The organism is Aristophania sp. ESL1142 (assembly GCF_058107345.1).
On the sequence record NZ_JBYLUH010000001.1, the window covers coordinates 1,419,859 to 1,442,628 of the forward strand.

Sequence of the window (22,770 nt, forward strand, 5' to 3'; positions counted from 1 at the left end):
CTCTGGAGGAAAAAGCCAACAACTCATAAACAACGAAAAGTTTAAATTTCCGACACGTCTCTAATACATAACCCTATCAGACCTCAAGGTAGATTAGACGTTTTTCATATTATAAAGTGATGAATCAGTCGATTTAGTGGCTCTAAAGCTATATAAAAACTTTAACATTTTGCAATGTGCCCGGCATTGAAACACGCATATAAGGAAAAGAATTTATCGTGTCATATGACCTGTCTCCTAGAAAAGGCCTTTTAACAGTTAACCTTGCGGCCATACAGAGCAATTATGACATACTCGCACAGCTCTCTCGAAAGGCAGATTGCGCTCCTGTATTAAAGGCAGATGCTTACGGCCTCGGTCTTGAGTCTATAGCGATAACGCTTTCAGATAAAGGCGCTTCGAGTTTTTTTGTAGCGCTTCCTGAAGAAGGTGAGGCTTTAAGAAAAATTCTTCCTTCAGCACAGATCTTTGTTTTGCATGGCTTCATGCCGGGAGAGGCAGGCTGGCTTGCGCATAAGAAGCTTGTTCCGGTCATCAATACAGTTTTGCAGGCATATGAATGGCTGGAATATTGCCGTGTTACAAAAAGGCCTCATCCTGCGGCGCTCCAGCTTGATACAGGTATGTCTCGTTTTGGGTTGAGCGAAAAGGATATGGAGTGTGACTGGCTGAGAAATCTGCCTCTGTGCCTTATTATAAGCCATCTTGCCTGTGCAGATGAGCCGGATCATCCAGCCAATATGGCGCAATTATCTCTTTTTGAAAAAATGGCAGCACCATTTCAGGGTGTTTTGAGGTCACTCTCAGCTTCTTCAGGAATCTTCCTGGGAGAAAAATATCATTTTGATATGGTTAGGCCCGGTGCCGCTTTATATGGAATTGCGCCACAGAAAAACACTATAAATCCTTTATCTCAGGCAGTTTCTCTAGAAGTTCCAGTTTGTCAGATCCGAGAGATCGAAGCCGACTCTTATATAGGTTATGGCTATAGCTGCCAGGTTACTCGCAAAACGCGTCTTGCAATTGTTAGTTTGGGTTACGCTGACGGGTTTTTCAGGCAGTTAAGCGGGAAGGGGATGCTTTGGTTCAATAATGTGGCGCTACCGGTCATGGGGCGTGTCTCTATGGATAGTGTCAGTGTTGATATTACAGCGCTTGAAGAAGACTCATTAAAAGAAGGAGACTATCTCACCGTAATCGGAGCCAGGCAGTCAGTTGATGAAGTGGCGAAACAGGCAGATACTATCGGTTATGAAATCCTGACCGCTTTAGGTACACGTTATACTCGGCGTTATATAAAGCAATAGAAACGTCATCACGTTATAGTGGGGTGAAATAATCAAACTTGACGCATGATATAAAGCCTTGCTACGCCATGATACATGTTCCGGGGGGAGTCCTAATACAGGGCTGAGATGGCATGGTGCCGAACCCTTTGAACCTGATCCGGGTCAGGCCGGCGAAGGAACGGGAAAGCACAGATAGCGTGGCCTCACGCTGACTGGAATTCTTATAAGATCGTCAACCATTGTGCCGGGTCTTTTACTCACACCAGTGATGCGTGGAGGGAAGATCAATGCAGGAATTTACAATTACCACAGGTCCGATCTGTGGATCTCAGAAAATTTATAGTCAGGCTTTTGGGCGGGAAGATATCCTGGTTCCTTTCAGGGATGTTGCTCTGGAAGATGATGAGCAGCCCTTTCAGCGTTTATATGATACGTCAGGCCCCTATACAGAGATTAATGCCGCTCTCTCTCTTGAGGAAGGTCTGCCTAAAATACGGGGAAAGTGGCTTGAAAAACGTGGTTTTGCAAGCCGTATAGAAGAGACCTCTACTTCATATGAAGAGGTACCTTTCTGTCCAGCCCATCATGTGGTCAGGGCAGGTTTTTCGGGCAAAAACGTTACTCAACTCGATTATGCGCGTGCTGGCATTGTCACTGAAGAAATGATTTACGCGGCATGGCGTGAAAATCTTGGTAGGGAAGAAGCGCAGAAAAACGGGCAAAAAGCGTCTTTGCGTGGCGAACATGTTGGAAAGGCCATGCCTGCTTATATCACGCCTGAATATGTGCGTGATGAGATTGCGGCAGGGCGTGCCATTATTCCAGGAAATATCAATCATCCAGAACTGGAACCCATGGTTATAGGGCGTAATTTTCTGGTAAAGATCAACGCGAATATTGGCAATTCAGCCGTTACATCGGGCGTTGCCTCTGAGGTGGAAAAAATGGTCTGGGCAACCCGTTGGGGAGCCGATACAGTTATGGACCTCTCTACCGGCAAGCATATCAGACAGGTGCGTTCATGGATTTTGAGAAATTCCCCAGTGCCGATTGGGACTGTGCCTATTTATGAAGCACTGGAACGTGTCGGCAATGATCCTCTTGCTCTGAACTGGGAAATTTTTCGTAGTGTTTTGATTCATCAGGCTGAGCAGGGCGTCGATTATTTTACAATCCATGCAGGCTTGCGTCTTGCACATATTCCTCTGACAGCCAGGCGTGTGACAGGGATTGTTAGTCGAGGAGGGTCGATTATGGCGCGCTGGTGTCTTGATGGGCACCGTGAGAGCTTTCTGTATGAGCATTTCGACGAAATCTGTGAAATCTGTCATCGATATGACATCGCCCTTTCCTTGGGGGATGGTTTGCGACCGGGCAGTATTGCAGATGCGAATGATGAGGCACAGTTTGCAGAGCTGAAAACATTGGGAGAATTAACCCATATTGCCTGGAAACATGGTTGTCAGGTCATGATTGAAGGACCAGGCCATGTTCCCATGAATCTCATTCGTGAAAACATGGAGAAACAGATAGAATTCTGTGCAGAAGCACCTTTTTATACTCTAGGGCCGCTTACGACAGATATTGCCCCCGGTTACGACCATATTACCTCTGCGATTGGGGCAGCAATGATCGGGTGGTTTGGTACAGCCATGCTCTGCTACGTTACACCGAAAGAACATCTGGGACTGCCAGATCGTAATGACGTCAAAACAGGTGTTATTACCTATAAATTGGCAGCCCATGCGGCTGATCTCGCCAAAGGTCATCCGGCAGCGCAACAGCATGATAATGCCCTTTCAAGAGCGCGTTTCGCCTTCAGATGGGAAGATCAGTTCAATCTTGCGCTTGATCCAGATACTGCACGGGCATTTCATGATGAGACCATGCCAAAAACTGCTCATAAAACAGCCCATTTCTGCTCTATGTGCGGGCCAAAATTCTGCTCTATGAAAATTTCTCAGGATATTCGTGATGATACGGTCCGGCTGGAGGGGATGAAGGAAAAATCTGAAGAGTTCCGGAAGCAGGGAGGGGCTCTTTATGTCGAAGCTGTATGAAGGATCGCCTTCAATAGGAATTATAGGCGGCGGAGTCGCAGGATTTGTCACGGCATTGAGTCTACAGGATGCCGGTTATGGTTCTGTCCACCTTTATGAAAAGACCGAGGCCCTGGGAAAAGATACCTGTTCCTGGTTTGCCGGAGGGATGATTGCGCCATGGTGTGAGCGTGATGGGGCAGATGACCTTGTTCGAGACAGGGGTGTTGAATCCCTGTCATGGTGGGAACGCCATTATAAAGGTTTGAAACAATGCGGGAGTCTTGTCCTTTCAGCAGCACGGGACAGGAGTGAAATCATTCGTTTTGCACGTCGGACGCAGGCGCATGAATCTGTTGATGAAACAGCGATCGGGCAGTTGGAACCAGCTCTCGCAGGTTGTTTCCGAGAAGGGCTTTTTTATCCTGAAGAGGCGCATCTCGATCCGCGTTTTGCCTTGCCTGCTCTGGAAGAGACTTTCCTGAAAAGCGGTGGGAAGGTGACGCGGGGGCACGCAGTGACAGCAGATGACCTCAAAGAAGAGGTGGTTATTGATTGTCGCGGTTTATCAGCGCGAAACGATCTGCCCCGACTGCGTGGGGTAAGAGGAGAAATGATCCGTATCCACTCGACAGAAATAAATTTTACGCGTCCGATTCGACTTCTTCATCCACGGCAGCCTGTTTATGTGGTTCCGCGGTCTGAAGGGATCATTATGATTGGGGCAACGAGTATTGAAAGTGACAGCCAGGTGCCTGTTACTGTCCGCTCAGCCTATGATATGCTTGAAGCTGTTCAGCGTCTTCACCCGGCATTGGGGGAGGCGGATATCATTGAAATGAGTGCTGGCGTTCGTCCAGCCTACCCAGATAATCTTCCTGAGATTGAGAAAAAAGGCCGTATTATTTACGCCAATGGTTTGTACCGCCATGGCTTCCTCCTTTCTCCCTGGTGTGCCCGGAAAGTCGTGGCATGTGTGGATCAACAGATGGGAAGAACGATATGAACACAATTCTCGTCAATGGTGAGCCTTATGCTTTAAGTTCCTCTATCCTCACGCTTCTGGAAGAATTGGAGCTGCGTGATGCTATCGTTGTTACTGCTCTGAATGGTGTTTTTGTACCTGTTACAGAACGGGAAAAAGCTTTTCTGAAAAGAGGGGATGAAGTAGAGATTCTTGCCCCCATGCAGGGAGGATAATATGACGCTAAGCTTGTATGGTGTTGAAGTTTCGTCACGTTTCCTGCTGGGTACAGCCCGGTATCCATCCCCTGCCATGCTGGAAGATGCCATAAAAACTGCAAAGGTCGATATTGTCACGGTTTCATTGAGGCGTGAAAGCCTGGGGCTTAACAACACACCCAAAGGAAGTGGCCAGGCTTTCTGGTCTCTGGTCCGTCAGATGGGAGTACGGGTTTTACCTAATACTGCTGGATGCCAGTCTGTCAGGGAAGCCATTACGACTGCTCATATGGCTCGTGAGATTATGCAGACTGACTGGATCAAGCTTGAGGTCATTGCTGATGATATGGCCTTAAATCCCGATGTGTTCGGACTGGTTGAAGCGGCGCGTATCCTTATAGAAGAGGGATTCTCTGTGTTTCCCTACACTACCTCGGATCTGGGCGTGGGAGAGAAGCTCCTGCAAGCAGGGTGCCAGGTTCTAATGCCTTGGGCAGCGCCGATTGGAAGCGGTCAGGGACTTTCTGACATTAACGCTCTTCAGGCTTATCGCCAGCATTTTTCATCTATACCCTTGATTATTGATGCAGGTATCGGTCGTCCTTCCCAGGCGGTAGAAGCCATGGAGCTTGGTTATGATGCAATATTACTTAATTCAGCTGTAGCACGTGCCGGAAATCCTGTCTTAATGGCACATGCCTTTGCTCAGGCTATTGAAGCAGGGCGGGCTGCTTATAAAGCGGATCCTATAGAGTCTTATTGGGGCGCTGTGCCTTCAAGTCCTCTCGTCGGGAAGGCGTCCCTTTCATGAAAAGAAGTTTGCCGGACACATTTTACCCGATTGCCGGAACGTCTGATGAGGTGGCGGAAGCCGTAAAAGCAGGGGCACGCTTTATCCAGCTGCGTAATAAAAGCAGTGATGAAAATCTGTTGAGAGATGAAATCCGCTCGTCACTGAAAATATGCGCGCGTCACAATGCTGCTCTGGTCGTTAATGACCATTGGGAACTCGCCTTATCGGAAGGTGCTCCTTATATTCACCTTGGTCAGGAAGATATGCTGACAGCTGATATTGCGCTTATTCATCATAAAGGCGTGAAATTAGGGATTAGTACACATGATCACCATGAGCTGGAATGCGCGCGTGCAGTCGAACCTACCTATATTGCTTTAGGCCCTGTATGGGAAACAAGTCTGAAAATAATGCCCTGGGCGCCTCAAGGGTTAAAGCGCGTAAGCGAATGGGCTCGCGTGATTGCACCAATACCTCTTGTTGCAATTGGTGGCATTACAGCAGAACGGGCACTTTCCTGTATTGAAGCGGGGGCTGCTGCTGTTTCTGCTGTAAGTGACATTTTTCTGAAAGGTAATATTTCAGAGCGTGTCAGTGTCTGGCGCAAGGCATTAAACAGCGAGTCCCCTACTCTATGACAGAGCGTTATTCTGCTCAGATATGCCTCCCGGAGATAGGGAAAACGGGGCAGAAGACCTTAGGGGAGGGCTATATTGTCGTTATTGGGGCAGGGGGGTTGGGAGCAACCATTCTTCCTGTTCTCGTCGGAGGGGGAGTCGGGCATATTCATATTCTGGATGACGATGTTGTGGAGGAAGGAAACCTGCATCGTCAGACATTATACCGAATGAGTGATATTGGTTTCAATAAAGCAGAACGCGCCGTACACCATCTCAGGCAGTTAAACCCTGGGGTTTCTTTAATTCCCCATCCTGTGGGGGCACAATATGACGTAATGTTTCCGCTTCTGCGCAGGCTACTGGATGAGGCACCAAAGGAAGGGGGACGCGTTATCGTTCTTGATGCTGCTGATAATTTTGCCACGACATATATGCTGAGTGATTTATGCTGCGACTTCAATATACCGCTTATCAGTGCTTCAGCAATTCGCTGGGGTGGGTATGCAGGCATTTTTTGTGGTAATTTTCCAAGCTATAGGGCTGTTTTTCCTGGTTTTGATAATGGTTTGCAAAACTGCCAGACAGCTGGTGTTCTTGGGCCGGTCGTCGGATTGGTCGGGATGCTTCAGGCGCAGCTTTGTTTCTCCCTTCTTTTGAACATCTCTCCTTCACCGGCGGGGAAGTTGTATCGTTGGGATGCAAAAGAGCTGCGTATGAGCCATTTTTCCTTTATGAAAGCAGAAGAGCCAAAGGATATATGGGCTTTTTTAGCGTATAGTCAATTGAAAAAAGATGATCTTGTAATTGATGTACGTGCTATAGGCGAACAGCCTGAAATTATTCACAAGCATCTTTGCCATATTCCCATTGATGCGCTTTTGGGGCCAACTGATAGGGATTTTCCAAAAGATAATAGGATCGTTCTTTGTTGCCAGAGTGGGGCACGGGCTATGCGTGCGGCATCTTATTTATATGAACAGGGTTATCGCAAATTGGCTATTTTAGCTGTAGGACACCAGAAAATTGTGCATTAGAGCGTGACAATAACAGTTCTGACAATTGCAGGCACGGACCCAACAGGTGGGGCAGGCATTTTAGCTGATGTTAAAACGGTTTCAGCTTTAGGGGGTTATGCTCTTGCAGTGCCAACGGCTGTTATTGCTCAAAATAGCCACCATGTAAGAAAAATTTGGCCTCTTTCAGCCTCTATGATTGCTGTACAGCTTGAATGTGTTGAAGAAGAATTTCCTATTTCAGCCATAAAAATTGGAATGATTCCTGATCTGGAAACCTTACAACCTCTTGTATCTTTTCTTTCCAGGCAAAAAAAATCAGTTCCTATAGTGCTGGATCCGGTCTTAAAAGCCAGTGCAGGGCAGAATTTATGTCCAGACAACCTTGTACCGGCCTTAAAAGAGCAGCTTTTTCCCTATTTAAAAATTATCACACCTAATTTGTCTGAATGTGCAGCTTTCCTTGGAAAATCTATTGCTAAAACACGTCAAGAAATGTGTCTCCAGGCCAAAAATCTTGGGAAAATGGCGAATTTCTGGGTTCTTTTAAAGGGAGGACATCTCGAAAGTGAAGATATGAGTCCAGATTTATTGAGAGGACCTGATGGGGAAGAATACTGGTTCGAAACACCGCGGATTATAACAAAACACGGCCGTGGTACAGGCTGCACATTATCCTCAGCTTTGGCTTTTTATCTTTCTTATTATCCAGTTTATGAAGCTATGGAACATGCGAAAAATTATCTTCAAAAAGCGTTACTGAATGCTGAGAAACTGGCCCTTGTTCAAACACGAGGACCGTTGAATCATTTTGGCTGATCGATCATTTGATAAAAGCCTTTTTTCAGCATTATCAGTTGGCATAATATTTATTATACGACTAATGGACGTAAAGTAGCTTCTGATCAATCATTCAGAAATTAGTCCCCCCCTTCCATGAAAAAAGAAAAAACGAAAAATTTTTCTTGAGAACAATTATTAATTGCACTATTTCTGGTGCCAGGAATTTATTTTTGAAGGTATTTCCATGATCATATGTTCCTGTAACAGCCTTTCTGATCATGATATTGCAGCGGTTATTGATGAAGGCGCTATGCGACTTCCTGAGCTTTATAAGCGTAAAAAATGCCAGATTCAGTGTGGGAATTGCTTAAAAAACGTCAAATGTCTCTTTAAAGAAGAGCTGCAAAAAAGGCGTATTATGGTTGGTAACACGCCCTTAGAGCTTGGTTTACAGTTATTATCTTCAGGAAAATGCGATTAATTCACTCCTGTTCAGGTGCTGGCGCTGAGTTTTTATGGATGTAACGTTCAATGCCGATCTGTTTGATTAAATCGAATTGACGGTCAAGGAAATCTTCGTGTTCTTCTTCGTTTTTAAGGATTGCCAGTAAAAGATCTCTTGAGACGTAATCTCTGACCTGCTCACAATATGCAATGCCTTCACGTAGATCAGCGATAGCTTTTTCTTCTAGCTTGAGATCACATTTTAAGATCTCTTCAACGGACTGGCCAATGAGAATGGAGTTTAAACGCTGTACATTAGGCAATCCACCGAGAAAAAGAATTCTCTCAATCAGCCAGTCAGCATGTTTCATTTCTTCAATAGATTCGGCATATTCTTTTTTGCCAAGAAGCGTCACACCCCAATGTTGCAGCGTGCGAGCGTGAAGAAAATATTGATTGATAGCGGTTAATTCATTGGTCAATTGCGTATTGAGATGTTCAATGACCTTAGGATCTTTGATAGCCATTATCTTTCCTTTATAAAATGATAATTACGACGAAAAGTCATAAAAAAGATTTATTCAAAAATAGGATTCATATCTTCTTTTGTCTACAAAATAATTTTTAATAATATAATAAGACAAGTTAAGAATAATTATCATAATTATTCTTAACTATACTATGTAATTTAGCTGAAAGAATATTTTTATGACACAATCCATTGAAGATGTAGCTCTAGACGAAGAAAATGCTTTTCTTACAGAACAGTCTTTCTTTGGGCATCCTAAAGGATTGTGGGTTCTCGTTCTGACAGAGGCATGGGTAGCTTTTTCCCTTTATGGGATGTTGGCCCTTCTTGTCATATATATGCAGGATTATATTTTACGCCCTGAGCATAGTGTTCATGTCTGGGGTATAACCCCTCTTTTGGCTCTTGTAAAAGGGCTCTATGCACCGACTGGTCTCCCTGCGCTGGCAGCTAGTATTATGGGCTTATTTATGGCCATTGTTGCTGCCTTACCGCTTTTAGGCAGTATTCTTGCTGATCGTTATATCGGACGGACGCGGACAATTATTCTGGGCGCGGTGTTAATGACACTTGGCCATGGATTAATGAGTTTTGAAAGTAGTTTTGTTATAGCGCTTATCTGTCTCTTAATTGGAAATGGATGCAGCGGTAGTATGAAAGCGCAGGTGGGCGCTCTTTATGCTCCCAATGACAAGCGCAGAGCCGACGCCTATCAGCTTTATTCTCTTGGCGTACAGATTGCTGTCATCATATCTCCCCTTCTCTGTTCATTTCTGGGCAAATTAGCATGGCACTGGGGATTTTTATGTGCAGGGACAGGAATGGGATTAGGATTGTTCTGTTATCTTGCTGGCCGGCAATGGCTTCCTCCTGAAGTAGCAAGAACATATCAGAAAAAGCGAAATCCCTTTTCATTAAATGAAAAAAAACGAATCACTCTGCTGATAGGTCTGATTTTTGTGTTTGCTATTGGTGCCCTCCCTAATGAAGAAATCTTTGCTGGTTATCTTCTATGGGGAAAGGAGCATTATCAGTTGACTTTTTGGGGATATGATTTTCCTGTCAGTACATTGCTCTCTCTGGACGGGCTTATAAGCTCAGTGACCGCAGTTGCTGTTTTATGGTTCTGGAGAAAATATGAGAAACATTTCAGATTTGTTCCAGAAATCTGGAAAATTTTCTGGGGAAGTCTGATTGCTGCCTTCGGGCCGGTCTGTCTGGCTTTGGCGCAGCTTTTGTATCCTGTCCTTCACAGCATTAACCTCTGGTGGGGTGTTGCGTTTCATATCATTAATGATATTGGATTTTCCATGGTTTTTGCTGTAGGCATGGCCCTTTATTCACGAATGGCCCCAGCGGCTGTTAATAGTTTACTGGTATCGTTTTTTACGCTTCATCTGGCATTTTCCAATCTTTTGGTTGGAAAAGTGGCGACACTCGTAACCATTCTTCCTGGCACGGAATTCTGGTTACTTCACGCTGGCGCTGCACTTTTCGCCAGTATTCTTTTTCTTTTTTGTGCCTTCTTCTTTCGGCATCTTTTTGTAGAAAATGAAGGGCAGTGAAAGTTTTCTAAGCCACTTCTGTCTGATCCAGATGGGCGGTCGTAATGGTCTTAGCAATTATTTTTCCATTAAGTCTTAAATAATCACGCTGTAATATCTGACGTTTGATGATGGGATAATCTTTCATAAGCTGTTCGAAAACAGGTCGTGGAATCGCCAGAAGATGTGAAAACTGTAAGGAATGTATGGTAGCAGGCATCCTGTTGCCATGAAGCAGGCTTGCTGCGCCGATCAAGTCTCCTGCTCCTAATGTTAATTCTTTTCCATCAAGATGAAATTCCATAAGACCAGCGACCTGGGCATAAATAGTGTTAATTTTTTGTCCTTCTTTAAGCAGAACTTCTCCAGGAGAGAGAAAATTCATTGAAACTTTATCGGCAAGTTTATGTAAAGCCATATCAGGAACACCATTAAAAGCCCGGAAAGCCCTTAATCTTTGTTCGATACCACTTCGTAAGTTAAACCGAAGCGGTGTATCAAGCCGTGCTTTATGACGTTCAATTGACTTATGAAGTTCACGTAGAAGTTCATCAGAGATCAGGCTTTCCTGGGCAAGTGTATTATATTCATCATCTTCAAAACGTAAGGCGACCTGCCTGAGGAGGCGACTTTCCAATGCCTCGGAATAACCGGAATAATGTAATCTCAAAGCTTCAAGGGCATCATCAATCAGCTTTCCCTGCCTGCCTAGAACCTCAGACACGATTTCAGTGATACGCGACCCCAGAATAGGTTCCATCCTTTTATGAACAAAACGGATCAGCGATGTTGAAACCAGATGAGCAATGATAAGCATCTCAAAACGCTCCATCATGCAGTACATCAGGGGACGGTCTATATGAAAATGATGGTGTAGAAACTGTGCTATCTGAAAGCGTAGTGATGGGCTTAGCCGTTTCCTGCGGGCGCGTACATAACCATAACGTCCTTCCAGTCTGGCGCCATCAATCATGGCTTCAGCGGTTCTTAGGAGGGTCTCCATGACACGTCGGCTTGAAAGGCCTTGCATGCGGAAGAAATCTAAAAGAATAGAGCGTTCCTGGTTGGCAATGGTAATCAGGGCAACAGTAACGCGGTTACGGTCACTGAGTGCTGTTTCAAATTCATTGGCCGCCTTCTCTTTCTCAGCGCGTCTTTCAAGCTGACCGATTACACCATTGGTCGTTCTTTTGGGAAAGCCAAGTTCTTTTGAAATTTCCTCAACTTTTTTGGCAACATGTCCCAGCCCAATTCCAATAATCTGATGGCGCATGGCCTCATCAACAGGAGAAAGTTGATCAAGTTTTAGGTATAAAACAAGACGTCTTAACGTCATGCCATTAACCATAAGGGTAAATAAAACGTATCCTGTCGCAACAATCCCGATGAAATGCGTAATGGAACTGTTAATATTGGGATTTTCCGTTACAGCTAAAGCCAGAGCCAGTGTAATAGCCCCTCTCAGCCCTCCCCAGACCATGGTTGTCTTGAAACGTGTTGGTACTGAAGGTGCTAGGTGCGTAAGACTAAGAATGGGAAGAAGGCCAAAAATAACAGCTGCACGTGCTACCAGAGCCGCTGCTGTTACGATCAGGATTAAAACAAAATCCCACCATGTAAGACCAAACATCAGTTTTGGCACCAGCATGGTAGAAAGGATGAACACAAGGGAACTTGCCCAGAAAACAAGCTGCTCCCAAAGTCCTTTAATAAAGGACCATATTTGTGGTCTGAAGGTTGAAGGGCCATAAGCTGAGATGGTCAGACCAGCAGAGGCTGTTGCGACAACGCCAGAGAATCCAAGCATGTCATCACATAATATATACACACCATAAGGCAGAACGATGGTTAATGTCGCTTCTGCTGCGGGGAAACCACTCATGGAGGAAATCAGTAATAATGTCAGGCGGGCGACAGCGACACCAACAATGATTGCACCGATAAACTCGCTTAGAAAATCAAGAATAGCTTCTTCGAAACGAATTTGATGATGAGCTGTAAGAGAGGTTAACAGGATCGAGAATATGGCAATAGCAGCCGCGTCATTTAGCAAAGCCTCCCCTTCAACAAGACGATTTAAGCGTGCAGCGGCCCCGATTTCACGGAAAATACCCGCCACAGCAGATGGGTCAGTCGTTGCGACGATTGCGCCTAGTAGCAGACAGACCGTTATGGACTGTTTTGCAAAGGGATAAAGCGCGAAGCCTATTGTAGCCGTCGAGACGATAACAGCCACGACAGCCAGTAAAAGGACGGTCGCCGTTTCATGAGCGAGGCTGCGCACATCTATATTCATTGCCCCCTGAAATACAAGAAGAGGCAGGAAAATAAGAAGAAAGGCTTCACTATTGATCGGGAAGGAAATGAAAGTTTCTGCGGCTCCTTCAAAAAGATCGAAGCCAAGAGAGTTGACAATAACGGAAGAGACTGTCCCCAGGATAATGCCGATAATGGCAATTAATACCGTGTCAGGTATATGCAGTTTTTTAGCAATAGGCTGAATAAGACTAGCCAAAAAAAGCAGGAAAGCGAGCGTTAAAATGATAGCTGCCAATCCTGTTTCCATTATGCGTTCTCTTTTATAACTGGTTAAGACACGATCCTATCTCCTTATATCATAATCTTTCATTTAAAATGGGTTAGAAAAAATTATCTTTATGTTATTTTTCCAGATATTGGCGTAGAAATTCTATCGGGTGTTGCAATTTAGTCCCCTTCATTCTGCCTGCCTGACAACGACAAGAAAATCCCGTTGCAAGCGTATCTTCCGTAACAAACTGTTCCCAGTTCATGCGAAAGAGCTTTTCAGAAAGAGAAACATTCTGTTTTTCATGTCCAAACAGGCCAGCCATACCGCAACACCCGGTTTGTTTAACGGCTAGTTTCAGGCCAAATGACGCAAAGATTCTTTGCCATTGGGATCCTGTTTCTGGGGTTAATGCCTGGGCTGTGCAATGAGGGATAAGGGTTTTTCCCTGGATATCAGTTTTTTGTTTTCCAAATTGTCGTGGGCAATTATCCAGTTCTTTAAAAAGGAAAGATTCTAGGCTCTGTACGGAATAAGAGTTATCTTTATGGACTTCTCTATATTCTTTCTGAAACATTAACCCTGTTGCAGCATCTAGAAAAAGAACAGGGATTTTATATTCTTCAAAAGGGCGTAAATTCTGGATCATTTTGCGCGCTGTACGTGCAAAAAGTGATCTAAAGCCAAGGACATGGCAGGCTTTACCATTATTCCAGACAGGAGAAAGTCTTACATTATAACCAAGTCTGGTTAAAACAGCATAAGCATCTTCCGCCAATTTTCCATCAAAGCTGCTTGTATAGCTATCCTGTAAAAGCAAAACTTTCTTTTCATCATTGTTTTTCAGCCAATCAGAGGTGAATAAATATGATGAAGGAACATGAACAGGGTCAAAGCGCGGAAGATCAACCAGTCCGATAAAATTGAGGGCATATTTGACAAGGCTCTGATTTAATATCCCATTGATCAAAGAAGGATTAGCACGTCCTAATTTTAGAAAACTTTCCAGAAAGGCGATGCTGTAATCCTTTAGTGGACGGAGCCGGAAGCGGTAAAATTTTTGATAAAAAAGGGACCGTAAATGAGGAATATCAATTTTTATAGGGCATTGCGTTGAACATGCCTTACAGGCCAGACATAAGGAAAGAGAGTGTTTCAGTGTTTTTTCAACTGAACGTAACTTTTGTTTTTTACCCGCATTTTGGGAGATGGATTTTAGACGTAGCCATTCTTTAAGAAGAGCTGTCCTTCCTTTGGGAGAATAAAGCCTGTTTTTTGTCGCCTTATAAGAGGGGCACATAACAGATAATGGTTCCTGGTTAAAGCAGGCGCCATTTCCGTTACATTGAAGCGCTTTGCTGAAGGTTTGTTTCCAGGATGGTTCGATTTGTGCGTCAAGTGATCCACGTAGGGGTATTTCATCAATCTTGATGACTGCATGGCCTTTAAGGGGAACGAGTTTCCCTCTGTTAAAAAGATCATCCGGGTCAAAAGCCGCCTTAATGCGACATAATTCTGGAAAGAGTTTTTCTCCAAAGAATACAGGCAGAAATTCCCCTCTGACCCCTCTTCCATGCTCTCCCCACAAAACACCACCATATTTTTTTGTAAGAGCAACTAGTTTTTCTGTAATAGGCCTTATCAAGGCACGGTCTGATTCCGATTTCATATCCATAAATGGACGGACATGCAGGCACCCCACATCAGCGTGGCCAAACATGCCATAACTTAGATGATAGTTGTCCAGAATAGATCTGAATTCCTGAACATATGCAGGCAATACATCTGGTGGGACAGCAGTATCTTCAATAAAGGGAATAGCCTGTTTTTCACCGACAGGGCGCCCTAGAAGGCCAACCGCAGAAGCACGAAGAGACCAGAGCCTTTCTATGATATTTTCATCTTCTATCAGCTGAAAATCGATCACATCACTTTGTTTCTGGCAGAGTTCCCTGACTTTTTCCATTCCACGCTGAAGTTCAGAGAGGTCGTCCCCAACAAATTCGACAAAATTCAGTCCATTGACTGGTTCTGACGTCGTTCCTCCGAGAACAGGCTCAATGAGACCCCATGATTGATCATCCCGCGCTGTGTTTAAAACGCGGTCATCAAGTATTTCAATCGCAAGGGGGGCGGCAGTCAGGAGCGTATTGATATGGCCAAGTGCTGCTTCAAACTGTTTATAGCGGATGATAACCAGACGTTTGAAACGAGGAAGTTTTTTTACCCGTAATGTTATTTCCTGCGTTAATCCTAATGTCCCTTCTGAGCCTGAGAGCAGACGCATGGGATTGAAAGATCCATCAGGGAAAAGAACATGCTGAAGATTATATCCCGTCAGACCACGATTCATTTTTGGAAAAACGGTCTCAATTTCAGCATCATGCTCCTTGATGACACGTATAATTTCCCGGCATCCCTGCCCTGCCCTGCTTTCCTCGTCTAGAAGTATTTTGGTCTCAGCGGGATTGAAAATTTTTGCCATGAAAATTTCTCCATTAGAGAGAATAATTTTCATAGCCTCCAGATAGTCCGAAGTTTTTCCGTAAAGGCGGGAGCCTTTTCCTGAGGCGTCAGTCCCGACCATTCCACCAATTGTTGCCCTATTTGCGGTTGAAACAGTTGGTGGGAAAAAATAACCTAGTGGCTTCAAATAGGCATTTAGACGAGTCAATATAACACCAGGCTGGACAGTGACAGTTTCCAGCTCTGCATTAAATGAAATAATTTTATCAAGGTAACGGGATACATCGATAATAATATAAGGTGTCAGGGATTGTGCATTGGTTCCAGTGCCCCCTCCACGTGCGGTTAAAGGCAATTTTAATGAGGCGGCAAGCTTAACGATAAGGATGAGGTCATCTTCTGTTTTGGGATAGATAACCGCTTGAGGTTGAAGTTGATAAATGGAGTTATCTGTAGCTGCGATCAAGCGTTCAGCGTAATCAGTGCTGTAATCTCCCTGGAAGCCAGACGCTGCCAGACTTTCAAAAAATTGGGATAACCTGTCACGCACTTTGTTACTCCGTTATCGCTAAACTCGTTAATAGAGTGGAATAAAATAACAAAGAGTTCAATTCTTTTATTTTGTTCGGGTTATCTCATTTGAGAACAGGATACGGACAAAGCCCGCTCAATTCCTAAAGTGGAATCAAGCTGGCTTCGTAAGATTTTATGAGAGGGATTTATCAGAGTTCAGATTTATATTTGGCGATTGCCTCTTTGGCACAGGCTTCATCAATATGACCATCAGGTACCCCTGAAACACCGATGCCACCGATTGTATTGTTCTTCTCATCCTGAAGGATTACACCACCTGGAACAGCGAGCATTTTTGCAATTGTTGTGATCGAACCATCAGCGGGGCCTGTGATTTTGGCATCTAGCAGCTCGCTTGTAGTCTGCTTATGATTGCTCGTGCCCCATGAATAAATTGTATAGGCTTTGCGGAAAGAGACAGGATCTGTATCCATAGGAGCGCCGTCACCACGTAAAAAAGCGATACGTTGTCCAGCGGCGTTTACGACTGATGAGGAAACTGGAAAGCCTCTTTTGGCACAATTCTGTACAGCCTCAGCAACCAGTTTCGTTGCGACAGTAGAGCTGATTGTCGGGACCATTACCACACCGGATGCAGCATAAGCAGACCCCAGGGATGCAGCAGATAGAAGTAAAGCAAAAGCAGTTTTTTTCATATCAATTGTCTCCTTTTTTGCGGTTCCATAATAGAACCACTATAGATATCATTACTATACAAATCGTAGCGAGCACGATGATTAATCGTGCATATTTTACAATCAGGTAATCACTATTTTTTGAAATAGATAGTTTTTTAATATATTTTTCAGTTATCTGTGAATCCTGATTGGAAAATTGAACTCTTACATAATTAGTCAGACTGGCGATCTGTTTATCACTAAGTTTTCCTGAAAAGCCTGGCATGGAGTGCTCTCCATCGACACCTCGATAATGTATTCCTTTGGAGATTACATTGATCAGATTATCAGGCTGCTTCATTCTTACAGTGTCGTTATATAAGAGAGAGGGATGCTCAGCATCCTTGGATCCCTCACCATAAATGCCGTGACAGGCAGCACAGGCCCCCTGGTAAAGCCGCGCACCGTCAAGAGAATGGTCATCAAGGAGCTGTTCCCCTTTGATCTGTGGTTCATCAATGGAGTCAGGATGATCGATTTTTTTGAAAGGACTGCGCTCCAATTTTGAGGAGGGACTGTAGGTAGGAATTACTTTCAGGTAAGCAGTTATGGCGTCTAGATCTTCATTTGTCAGATGAGAAAGACTTTGCTGGACTGCCAGGCCCATTTCACCACCAGCAACGGCATATCGATTATGCCCTTTTGTGAGGAAATCCTTTATGTCCTGCCTACTCCACTCACCAATCCCTTGTTGTGAGGGTGTAATATTAGGCGCACTCCATGGCCAGACGCGCCCTCCTGCAAGATATGAATCATGTTTTTCAGCCAGCATGATGTTGCGCGGTGTATGGCATGTTGAACAATGCTCCAGATGATCAACGAGGTAACGGCCTCGTTCTATCTGTGGAGAATTCGCTTTAATGTCTATTTTATAAGGCTTGTTAAAAAGAAGTTTCCAGATAGGTAGCGTTATCCTGTAAAACGGAAATGGTAGTTCTGTTTTCTCAGTCACATTATCAATGGCTGGAACACCTAACATGAAATAAGAATATAACGCATGGATGTCTTCGTCTGTCAGACCATTATAGGCTGTATAAGGCATAGCCGGGTAAAGTGTGCCCAATGTAGGTGACGTTCCCTTACGCAGAGCATCGGCAAATTGTGTTTCTGTCCATGAGCCGATACCTGTCTTTTTGTCTGGCGTGATATTTGGTGCAAATATATCGCCGGTAGGACTGTGAAGTGCGAGGCCTCCTGCCATCAATCCTTTTTCTTTTGAATCGTGACAGGCTCCACAATCAGCAGCCGTAGCGAGATATTCACCTCGTTTGACAAGTGTGGGGTCTGGAGCAGCTCTGCCAGTTTTGCAGACCGATAAGGTACCCAGGGTGATACTACCTAGAATAATCAGAGAGGATAAGCGGCGCATCTCAAACCTCCCTGGCAATCAAGCGGCCGGCTCTTATGGCTAAAGCCATTCCCATTAAAGTTGGGTTTACAGCTGAAGAGGATGGGAAAACACCAGTTGTCACCAAAAAAAGATTATCATGATCATGAGTGCGTAAATCTTTATTAACAACTGAATCTGCCGGATTATCCCCCATGATGACTGTTCCCATAATGTGGTCTTCTGCGTTCCATATCTCAGGAGGAGATACACGATCAGCATTCATGGCATGCATCATATTGGCATAGTCATTTTCGATCCGGGGTTTCAGGCCTTTGATATAATCATTAAGCCGGTAGCGGATATGTAAGCCTGGCAACCCAAGAGAATCTTTCCAGTCTCTGTTGAGAGAGACACTATTTGATGGTTCAGGCAAATCTTCGGCAAGGCTCTGGATAAAGACATAACGGGAAATGTCATGTCGTATTTTGTTATCAAGAGCGGCGCCAAGCCATTTCTTCTGCTTTAGAATGTTCCCTGTAATATCAGGTGTCCAGTTGATATTCAGGATATCATAGTGAAGAGATGCTATTTTGTTCCTGTCAGACATATTACGCCTGTCCAGAATGGCACCACTAATGAAAGGCCCTCGTCCCTGCCAGAGTTCTTCATCAGCCATAAAACTAAAATTCAGCCCGGGATGGCACATCAGATTACGGCCAACCATCGAAGATCGATTGGCAATTTCATTTAATAATAACAGTTTGGGCGTTTCGTAACCGTGACCAGCAATGACAAACTCTTTTGCCGTAAGTGTTGTTCTTTCTCCCTTCGGTGTTCTGTAAGAAACTGCCTTTATTTTATTGTGTTCACCTTTGATAATCTGATCAACAACAGCATTTGTTATCAGCTTGGCTCCGTGATCCATCGCATCTTTTAAACTCATAATGCCGGAATAGCGGGCCCCGATCGGGCAATTAGGCTGGCACATATTATTTCCAATACAGCCGGGCCGTTCCTTATAAGGTTGTGAAATACGGGCGCAGCTTGCATGTAAGACCCTTATGCCAACAGAGGCCAATCTCGCCTGGAGACGTTGTGTCATATAGCTTTTTGCTTCAGGCGGTAATGGGAAAGGCTTTGAGCGGGGGGGATAATGAAGACGATTGCCACCAGACTGGTCGTCTGAATCTACGCCATTGACACCTATATAATATTCAGCTTCAGTCAGATAAGGTTCTATCTCTTCATAACTGATAGGCCAGTCACGCCCTACACCATAAAGCGTTTTCAATTTCATATCTTCTGGCAAAAAACGCCAGGTTGACCCTGTCCAGTGACGTGACGTCCCTCCTGCAATGCGGAGTGTACCACCGGGAAGATTTGTAACGCCATCTGCATCGGCGGTGAAATAGCCTTTTGTCTGCGAGTTGGGGGCCCAGGATACCTCCCCGAAAGGATCATTCCAATTTCCCTTACGCGGGCTGGAACGGTAATTTTCTGTCACTTTCCAGTCAGCAAGCTTCGGGCCAGCCTCAATTATAACAACGCTTTTCCCGGCTTTTGTAAGTTCCAACGCGACAAATGTCCCTAAGAAACCAGAGCCAACAATAATAACATCTGCATCAAAGTTATTCATGGTCATATTCTATATCAGGAAGGTTTAATTTCGGTTTCGCCAAGGGCATATGCTTTCCACCCTTTATCAGCCGGAACGATCTCTCCATCTGCCCCTGGTTGCTGGACGCTCCAGTCCTTAATGCTTTCGTTCATGGGAGGGGCTTTAAGATCATTAGGCGGATTTATCCACCAGTCACGTGCCTTCGGTGGGTAACCAGGACGTGGTAGTTCATTTTGTACAAGCTCATAGGACTGAGCGTGTAAATATGTCATGAACTCTGCGTCATCATCATTCAGCATATTCCCCTTCGGGGTGCCGACAAAGCCGAGATACCAAGGTTTTGCGATTTCAAAGGCAAATGCAGTTTCTTCCTCTGAAAGCTTTTCCAATAGACTGTTACGATCCATTGATGAGGAAAATATCTTGTTTAGGCGTTCCAGTTTTGAAGAAAAATTATCTATACGTTTCATCAGGGCGCTCTCAATACGCCGTGAAATGGCACTATTAAGATGCCTGTTTCCTGTAATGATCTGACTGATTTTCAGAAATTTATCTGCTTCATCATCTGATATAGAAGCAAAAGAAGGCGCAATAAACATGGCAGAAGGAGCCACAGTTGCTAAGGCAAGAAGCAATTGCCTTCGGGAAACAGACATAGCATTACCTCTGAAATATTATTCACGATATAAAGATGATGTTATTCCTGTTTCTTTAAAAAGTTAATCTATTTTATAAGTTATTTGAGTCTCATTATGTAAAATTATGGTGATATAAACTTAATATATGCAAGAAAATACATGTAATGTATAAATTAAATAATTACGATTAAATAATTAACAAATTATTATTTATAAAAACAGATGCAGGCCAGTATGATTTTCTGAAATATACTGGCCTGCAATATGTTACAGATTATGGCAAAGCGTATGCTATGACGTAATCACCTCGGTTTTTGTTGGTTCCTGTGCGTGTTCCGCCTCCTGCTACAACGATGATATATTGTTTGTTGTCAGCGCCTATATAGCTCACTGGAGAACCCTGAGCCCCTACAGGCAAGCGTGCACGCCATATGACTTTTCCTGTCTGGTTATCAAAAGCACGCAGGTAATAATCCAGAGACCCTTCAAAGAAAGTCAGGCCACCAGCTGTCACCAGAGGTCCACCCATAGTGGGCATACCGACTGGGACATCAAGATTGGGGTGTAGCCCTTTTTTGAAAATCCCGTACATCGTAGCGTCTTTGATACTCCCTATGGGGACACTCCAGAGTTTTTTCTGCGTGTTGAGGTCAATAGCCGTTAAAGAACCATAAGGAGGTTTGAAGCATGGTGCTCCCAGTGGAGAAAGGAACATACGGCGCGCAACACCCCACGGAGTTCCTGTCTGAGTGGAATATTCACCTTCAGTACTAGGGGCAAGGCCTGCATGAGCAGCTTCATCCTGTTTGAGAAAACGACCGACCATGGCCATACGAATATCATTCACATAGAGAATTCCAGTCGTTGGGTCAAAAGCGCCACCGCCCCAGTTTTGTCCACCATAATATCCCGGCCAGATCAGCGTATCTTTCTCTTATCTGAAAGAGGAGTCCATGGCCCTTCCCAGCGAAGATTGTCAAAGGTTGCCCGGCAATAAAGCTGGTCAAAGATTGTCGCGCCCCACATATCCTTACTTTGTAATGGGGTTGTCCCCACTGAAATTGCCGAGAATGGTTGATGATCCGCAACCTGCATCCCAGGCATGACATCGGTCGGAACTGGACGGTTTTCGACAGGAACAACAGGTTCACCTGTACGGCGATCAAGAACAAATACCTCACCTCTTTTTGTCCCCTGGATCAGGACAGGACGTTTTGAACCATCCTGCTGGGGCATATCATAGAGGATAGGTTGTGAGCTGACATCATAGTCAAACTGGTCAATATTTGCTGTACGGAAATGCCAGCGCTCTCTTCCGGTTTTGATGTCAACAGCGACAATCGCATCATTATATTCGTTGGAATATGGATGGCGATTCCCTGTCCAGAAATCTGGTGTCTGGTTTCCTGTAGGGAAATAAGCCAGCCCTAATTTGGGATCATAAGCGGCTGTCCCCCAAAAATTAGGGGATTCTGGTGCGTAATGTTCTCCCGCGGGAAGCGGTGTGCTGTCAGAAGCACCACGGGATGGATCCCATGCCCAGATCAGTTTCCCTGATTGGGCATCATAGCCGCGCACAACGCCGGAAGGCTCACCAACAGATAAATTGTCATTCATCTTTCCGCCAACCATGATGATGCCATCGGCGACGAGTGGTGCAGATGTAACGTAATAAGAACCTTCTTCGGGGGCGTCGTTCAACCCTTCCTTTAGGTCTATAAAGCCTTCATGTCCAAAATCATGACAAAGTTGGCCATTATCTGCGTCAACTTCAAAAAGCCTGCCATCGACTGTCGTGCTGACGATTCTTTTGGAATGACAGTTTGAAGATTGGTTTTCTGACGCAGCCTGAATACTTGTTTCGTTTGAGGAGTTCAGATCCGTATAGCTGACGCCGCGGCATCGCTTCCATGCCTGATTACTTTCAGTAATCTTCACATGCGGGTCATAACGCCACTTTTCCTTTCCTGTTACAGGATCAAGCGCAATGACTTTGTTGAGTGGTGTACAGATATAAAGGGTATTATTGACCTTGATCGGATTAAGTTGATATTCAGAGCCGTCAATAGCCATATCACCTGTTCGATAAGTCCAGGCAATTTTCAGTTTATTGACATTCTCCCGATTGATTTGTGCAAATTTGGCAAATTTGGTACCACTTAATGTGCTTCCCCATGCTGGCCAGTCCTGCCCTGTTTCTTTACCAGCGTCTTTATCCAGGATTTTGGCCTCCTCTCCATTTGAGGAGATTTCCGCATGAGGCTGAAAGACCTCATAAAGCGTTCCGCCAAAAATAACAGCCAGGAAAGCACCTAGCATGCCTGCAATTTTCCCATTAACGACTGGAGTGCCATCTTTTTTTCTCAACCATGGAGAAATAATGACAACGCCAATAGCAATGGCGAGGAAGACGTTAATCCGAGGGAATATCTGCCAGAAATGATTTCCGCCTTCCCAGATAGCCCAGATAACGCTGATGACCAGCAAGATTAACGCAAGGAACAACGTCCAGCTTTTCCGTAATATTGTTCCAATTCCGACGGATATTAAACCTATACCAAGAATTAAATAGGCTACTGTATCCCCATGGCTGATAAGGTAAATCCCTCCGCCAGCCAGGCATAGTCCTGCAACTGTTATAAGAACACCAATAGCACTGATGATAAAAAGGATTGCTTTATTGTCTTTCATATAAATGTCCCTTT

At 44.6% G+C, this 22,770-nt stretch carries 19 protein-coding genes and 1 riboswitch; of the genes, 10 read left to right on the forward strand and 9 right to left on the reverse strand.

Annotated elements, in window-relative coordinates; translation table 11 throughout:
• Positions 1-218 precede the first annotated feature (218 nt).
• From alr to AC3B6P_RS06705, 9 genes are all read left to right on the forward strand, one after another.
• Positions 219-1,307, forward strand: a complete 1,089-nt coding sequence (alr, locus tag AC3B6P_RS06665) for an alanine racemase (protein WP_489805312.1) — start codon at positions 219-221, stop codon at positions 1,305-1,307.
• Between the two features lie 73 nt (positions 1,308-1,380).
• A riboswitch (TPP riboswitch) is annotated at positions 1,381-1,485 on the forward strand.
• Positions 1,486-1,576: 91 nt separating this feature from the next.
• Positions 1,577-3,349, forward strand: a complete 1,773-nt coding sequence (thiC, locus tag AC3B6P_RS06670) for a phosphomethylpyrimidine synthase ThiC (protein ID WP_489805313.1) — start codon at positions 1,577-1,579, stop codon at positions 3,347-3,349.
• Entirely contained in the window at positions 3,333-4,334 is a 1,002-nt protein-coding gene (thiO, locus tag AC3B6P_RS06675) for a glycine oxidase ThiO (RefSeq protein WP_489805314.1), read from the forward strand. The genes thiC and thiO overlap by 17 nt, the downstream gene beginning before the upstream one ends.
• A complete protein-coding gene (thiS, locus tag AC3B6P_RS06680; RefSeq protein ID WP_489805315.1) occupies positions 4,331-4,528 on the forward strand; it encodes a sulfur carrier protein ThiS in 198 nt (65 codons plus the stop codon). Before thiO ends, thiS begins: the two co-directional genes overlap by 4 nt.
• A gap of 1 nt (position 4,529) precedes the next feature.
• A complete protein-coding gene (locus tag AC3B6P_RS06685) occupies positions 4,530-5,321 on the forward strand; it encodes a thiazole synthase (protein ID WP_489805316.1) in 792 nt (263 codons plus the stop codon).
• Positions 5,318-5,941, forward strand: a complete 624-nt coding sequence (locus tag AC3B6P_RS06690) for a thiamine phosphate synthase (protein ID WP_489805317.1) — start codon at positions 5,318-5,320, stop codon at positions 5,939-5,941. Before AC3B6P_RS06685 ends, AC3B6P_RS06690 begins: the two co-directional genes overlap by 4 nt.
• Positions 5,938-6,957 carry a ThiF family adenylyltransferase gene (locus tag AC3B6P_RS06695; protein ID WP_489805318.1) on the forward strand — a complete coding sequence of 340 codons (1,020 nt, stop codon included), beginning with the start codon at positions 5,938-5,940 and terminating at the stop codon, positions 6,955-6,957. The genes AC3B6P_RS06690 and AC3B6P_RS06695 overlap by 4 nt, the downstream gene beginning before the upstream one ends.
• A gap of 3 nt (positions 6,958-6,960) precedes the next feature.
• Positions 6,961-7,755, forward strand: coding sequence for a bifunctional hydroxymethylpyrimidine kinase/phosphomethylpyrimidine kinase (thiD, locus tag AC3B6P_RS06700; RefSeq protein ID WP_489805319.1), 795 nt, complete (start codon positions 6,961-6,963; stop codon positions 7,753-7,755).
• 208 nt (positions 7,756-7,963) lie between these two features.
• Positions 7,964-8,200: a (2Fe-2S)-binding protein gene (locus tag AC3B6P_RS06705; protein WP_489805320.1), complete on the forward strand. Its 237-nt coding sequence runs from the start codon at positions 7,964-7,966 to the stop codon at positions 8,198-8,200.
• 1 nt (position 8,201) lies between these two features.
• Here AC3B6P_RS06705 and bfr read toward each other — a convergent pair whose 3' ends face one another.
• Positions 8,202-8,690: a bacterioferritin gene (bfr, locus tag AC3B6P_RS06710; protein ID WP_489805321.1), complete on the reverse strand. Its 489-nt coding sequence runs from the start codon at positions 8,688-8,690 to the stop codon at positions 8,202-8,204.
• Between the two features lie 181 nt (positions 8,691-8,871).
• Between bfr and AC3B6P_RS06715 the strand changes: the two genes are divergently transcribed.
• Complete coding sequence (locus AC3B6P_RS06715; RefSeq protein ID WP_489805322.1) at positions 8,872-10,257, forward strand: peptide MFS transporter; 1,386 nt, start codon at positions 8,872-8,874, stop codon at positions 10,255-10,257.
• Positions 10,258-10,264: 7 nt separating this feature from the next.
• On the opposite strand, the gene AC3B6P_RS06720 is transcribed toward AC3B6P_RS06715, so the two are convergent.
• From AC3B6P_RS06720 to AC3B6P_RS06755, 8 genes are all read right to left on the reverse strand, one after another.
• Positions 10,265-12,802, reverse strand: a complete 2,538-nt coding sequence (locus AC3B6P_RS06720; protein ID WP_489805323.1) for a cation:proton antiporter — start codon at positions 12,800-12,802, stop codon at positions 10,265-10,267.
• Positions 12,803-12,896: 94 nt separating this feature from the next.
• A complete protein-coding gene (locus AC3B6P_RS06725) occupies positions 12,897-15,779 on the reverse strand; it encodes an FAD-binding and (Fe-S)-binding domain-containing protein (RefSeq protein ID WP_489805324.1) in 2,883 nt (960 codons plus the stop codon).
• A 172-nt stretch (positions 15,780-15,951) separates the two neighbouring features.
• On the reverse strand, positions 15,952-16,458 hold the full coding sequence (locus tag AC3B6P_RS06730; protein ID WP_489805325.1) for a GlcG/HbpS family heme-binding protein: 507 nt from the start codon (positions 16,456-16,458) through the stop codon (positions 15,952-15,954).
• A gap of 1 nt (position 16,459) precedes the next feature.
• Complete coding sequence (locus AC3B6P_RS06735; protein ID WP_489805326.1) at positions 16,460-17,848, reverse strand: c-type cytochrome; 1,389 nt, start codon at positions 17,846-17,848, stop codon at positions 16,460-16,462.
• A gap of 1 nt (position 17,849) precedes the next feature.
• Positions 17,850-19,445 (reverse strand): GMC family oxidoreductase, encoded by a 1,596-nt coding sequence (locus AC3B6P_RS06740; protein WP_489805327.1) that lies wholly within the window; start codon positions 19,443-19,445, stop codon positions 17,850-17,852.
• Between the two features lie 14 nt (positions 19,446-19,459).
• Positions 19,460-20,083: a sugar dehydrogenase complex small subunit gene (locus AC3B6P_RS06745; protein WP_489805328.1), complete on the reverse strand. Its 624-nt coding sequence runs from the start codon at positions 20,081-20,083 to the stop codon at positions 19,460-19,462.
• 256 nt (positions 20,084-20,339) lie between these two features.
• Positions 20,340-20,987 (reverse strand): hypothetical protein, encoded by a 648-nt coding sequence (locus AC3B6P_RS06750; protein WP_489805561.1) that lies wholly within the window; start codon positions 20,985-20,987, stop codon positions 20,340-20,342.
• The gene (locus AC3B6P_RS06755; RefSeq protein WP_489805329.1) at positions 20,984-22,756 is read right to left on the reverse strand and encodes an outer membrane protein assembly factor BamB family protein; all 1,773 of its coding nucleotides are present in this window, start codon (positions 22,754-22,756) and stop codon (positions 20,984-20,986) included. The genes AC3B6P_RS06750 and AC3B6P_RS06755 overlap by 4 nt, the downstream gene beginning before the upstream one ends.
• Positions 22,757-22,770: the final 14 nt, after the last annotated feature.

Excerpts from the sequence above, each read along its gene's own strand:
- AC3B6P_RS06730 (WP_489805325.1), bottom strand. The coding sequence starts at position 16,458 with ATGAAAAAAACTGCTTTTGCTTTACTTCTATCTGCTGCATCCCTGGGG.
- AC3B6P_RS06720 (WP_489805323.1), bottom strand. The coding sequence starts at position 12,802 with ATGGAAACAGGATTGGCAGCTATCATTTTAACGCTCGCTTTCCTGCTT.
- thiS (WP_489805315.1), top strand. The coding sequence starts at position 4,331 with ATGAACACAATTCTCGTCAATGGTGAGCCTTATGCTTTAAGTTCCTCT.
- AC3B6P_RS06745 (WP_489805328.1), bottom strand. The coding sequence starts at position 20,083 with ATGTCTGTTTCCCGAAGGCAATTGCTTCTTGCCTTAGCAACTGTGGCT.
- AC3B6P_RS06705 (WP_489805320.1), top strand. The coding sequence starts at position 7,964 with ATGATCATATGTTCCTGTAACAGCCTTTCTGATCATGATATTGCAGCG.
- AC3B6P_RS06740 (WP_489805327.1), bottom strand. The coding sequence starts at position 19,445 with ATGAATAACTTTGATGCAGATGTTATTATTGTTGGCTCTGGTTTCTTA.
- AC3B6P_RS06735 (WP_489805326.1), bottom strand. The coding sequence starts at position 17,848 with ATGCGCCGCTTATCCTCTCTGATTATTCTAGGTAGTATCACCCTGGGT.
- bfr (WP_489805321.1), bottom strand. The coding sequence starts at position 8,690 with ATGGCTATCAAAGATCCTAAGGTCATTGAACATCTCAATACGCAATTG.
- AC3B6P_RS06685 (WP_489805316.1), top strand. The coding sequence starts at position 4,530 with ATGACGCTAAGCTTGTATGGTGTTGAAGTTTCGTCACGTTTCCTGCTG.
- thiC (WP_489805313.1), top strand. The coding sequence starts at position 1,577 with ATGCAGGAATTTACAATTACCACAGGTCCGATCTGTGGATCTCAGAAA.
- AC3B6P_RS06695 (WP_489805318.1), top strand. The coding sequence starts at position 5,938 with ATGACAGAGCGTTATTCTGCTCAGATATGCCTCCCGGAGATAGGGAAA.
- thiO (WP_489805314.1), top strand. The coding sequence starts at position 3,333 with ATGTCGAAGCTGTATGAAGGATCGCCTTCAATAGGAATTATAGGCGGC.
- AC3B6P_RS06715 (WP_489805322.1), top strand. The coding sequence starts at position 8,872 with ATGACACAATCCATTGAAGATGTAGCTCTAGACGAAGAAAATGCTTTT.
- AC3B6P_RS06690 (WP_489805317.1), top strand. The coding sequence starts at position 5,318 with ATGAAAAGAAGTTTGCCGGACACATTTTACCCGATTGCCGGAACGTCT.
- AC3B6P_RS06755 (WP_489805329.1), bottom strand. The coding sequence starts at position 22,756 with ATGAAAGACAATAAAGCAATCCTTTTTATCATCAGTGCTATTGGTGTT.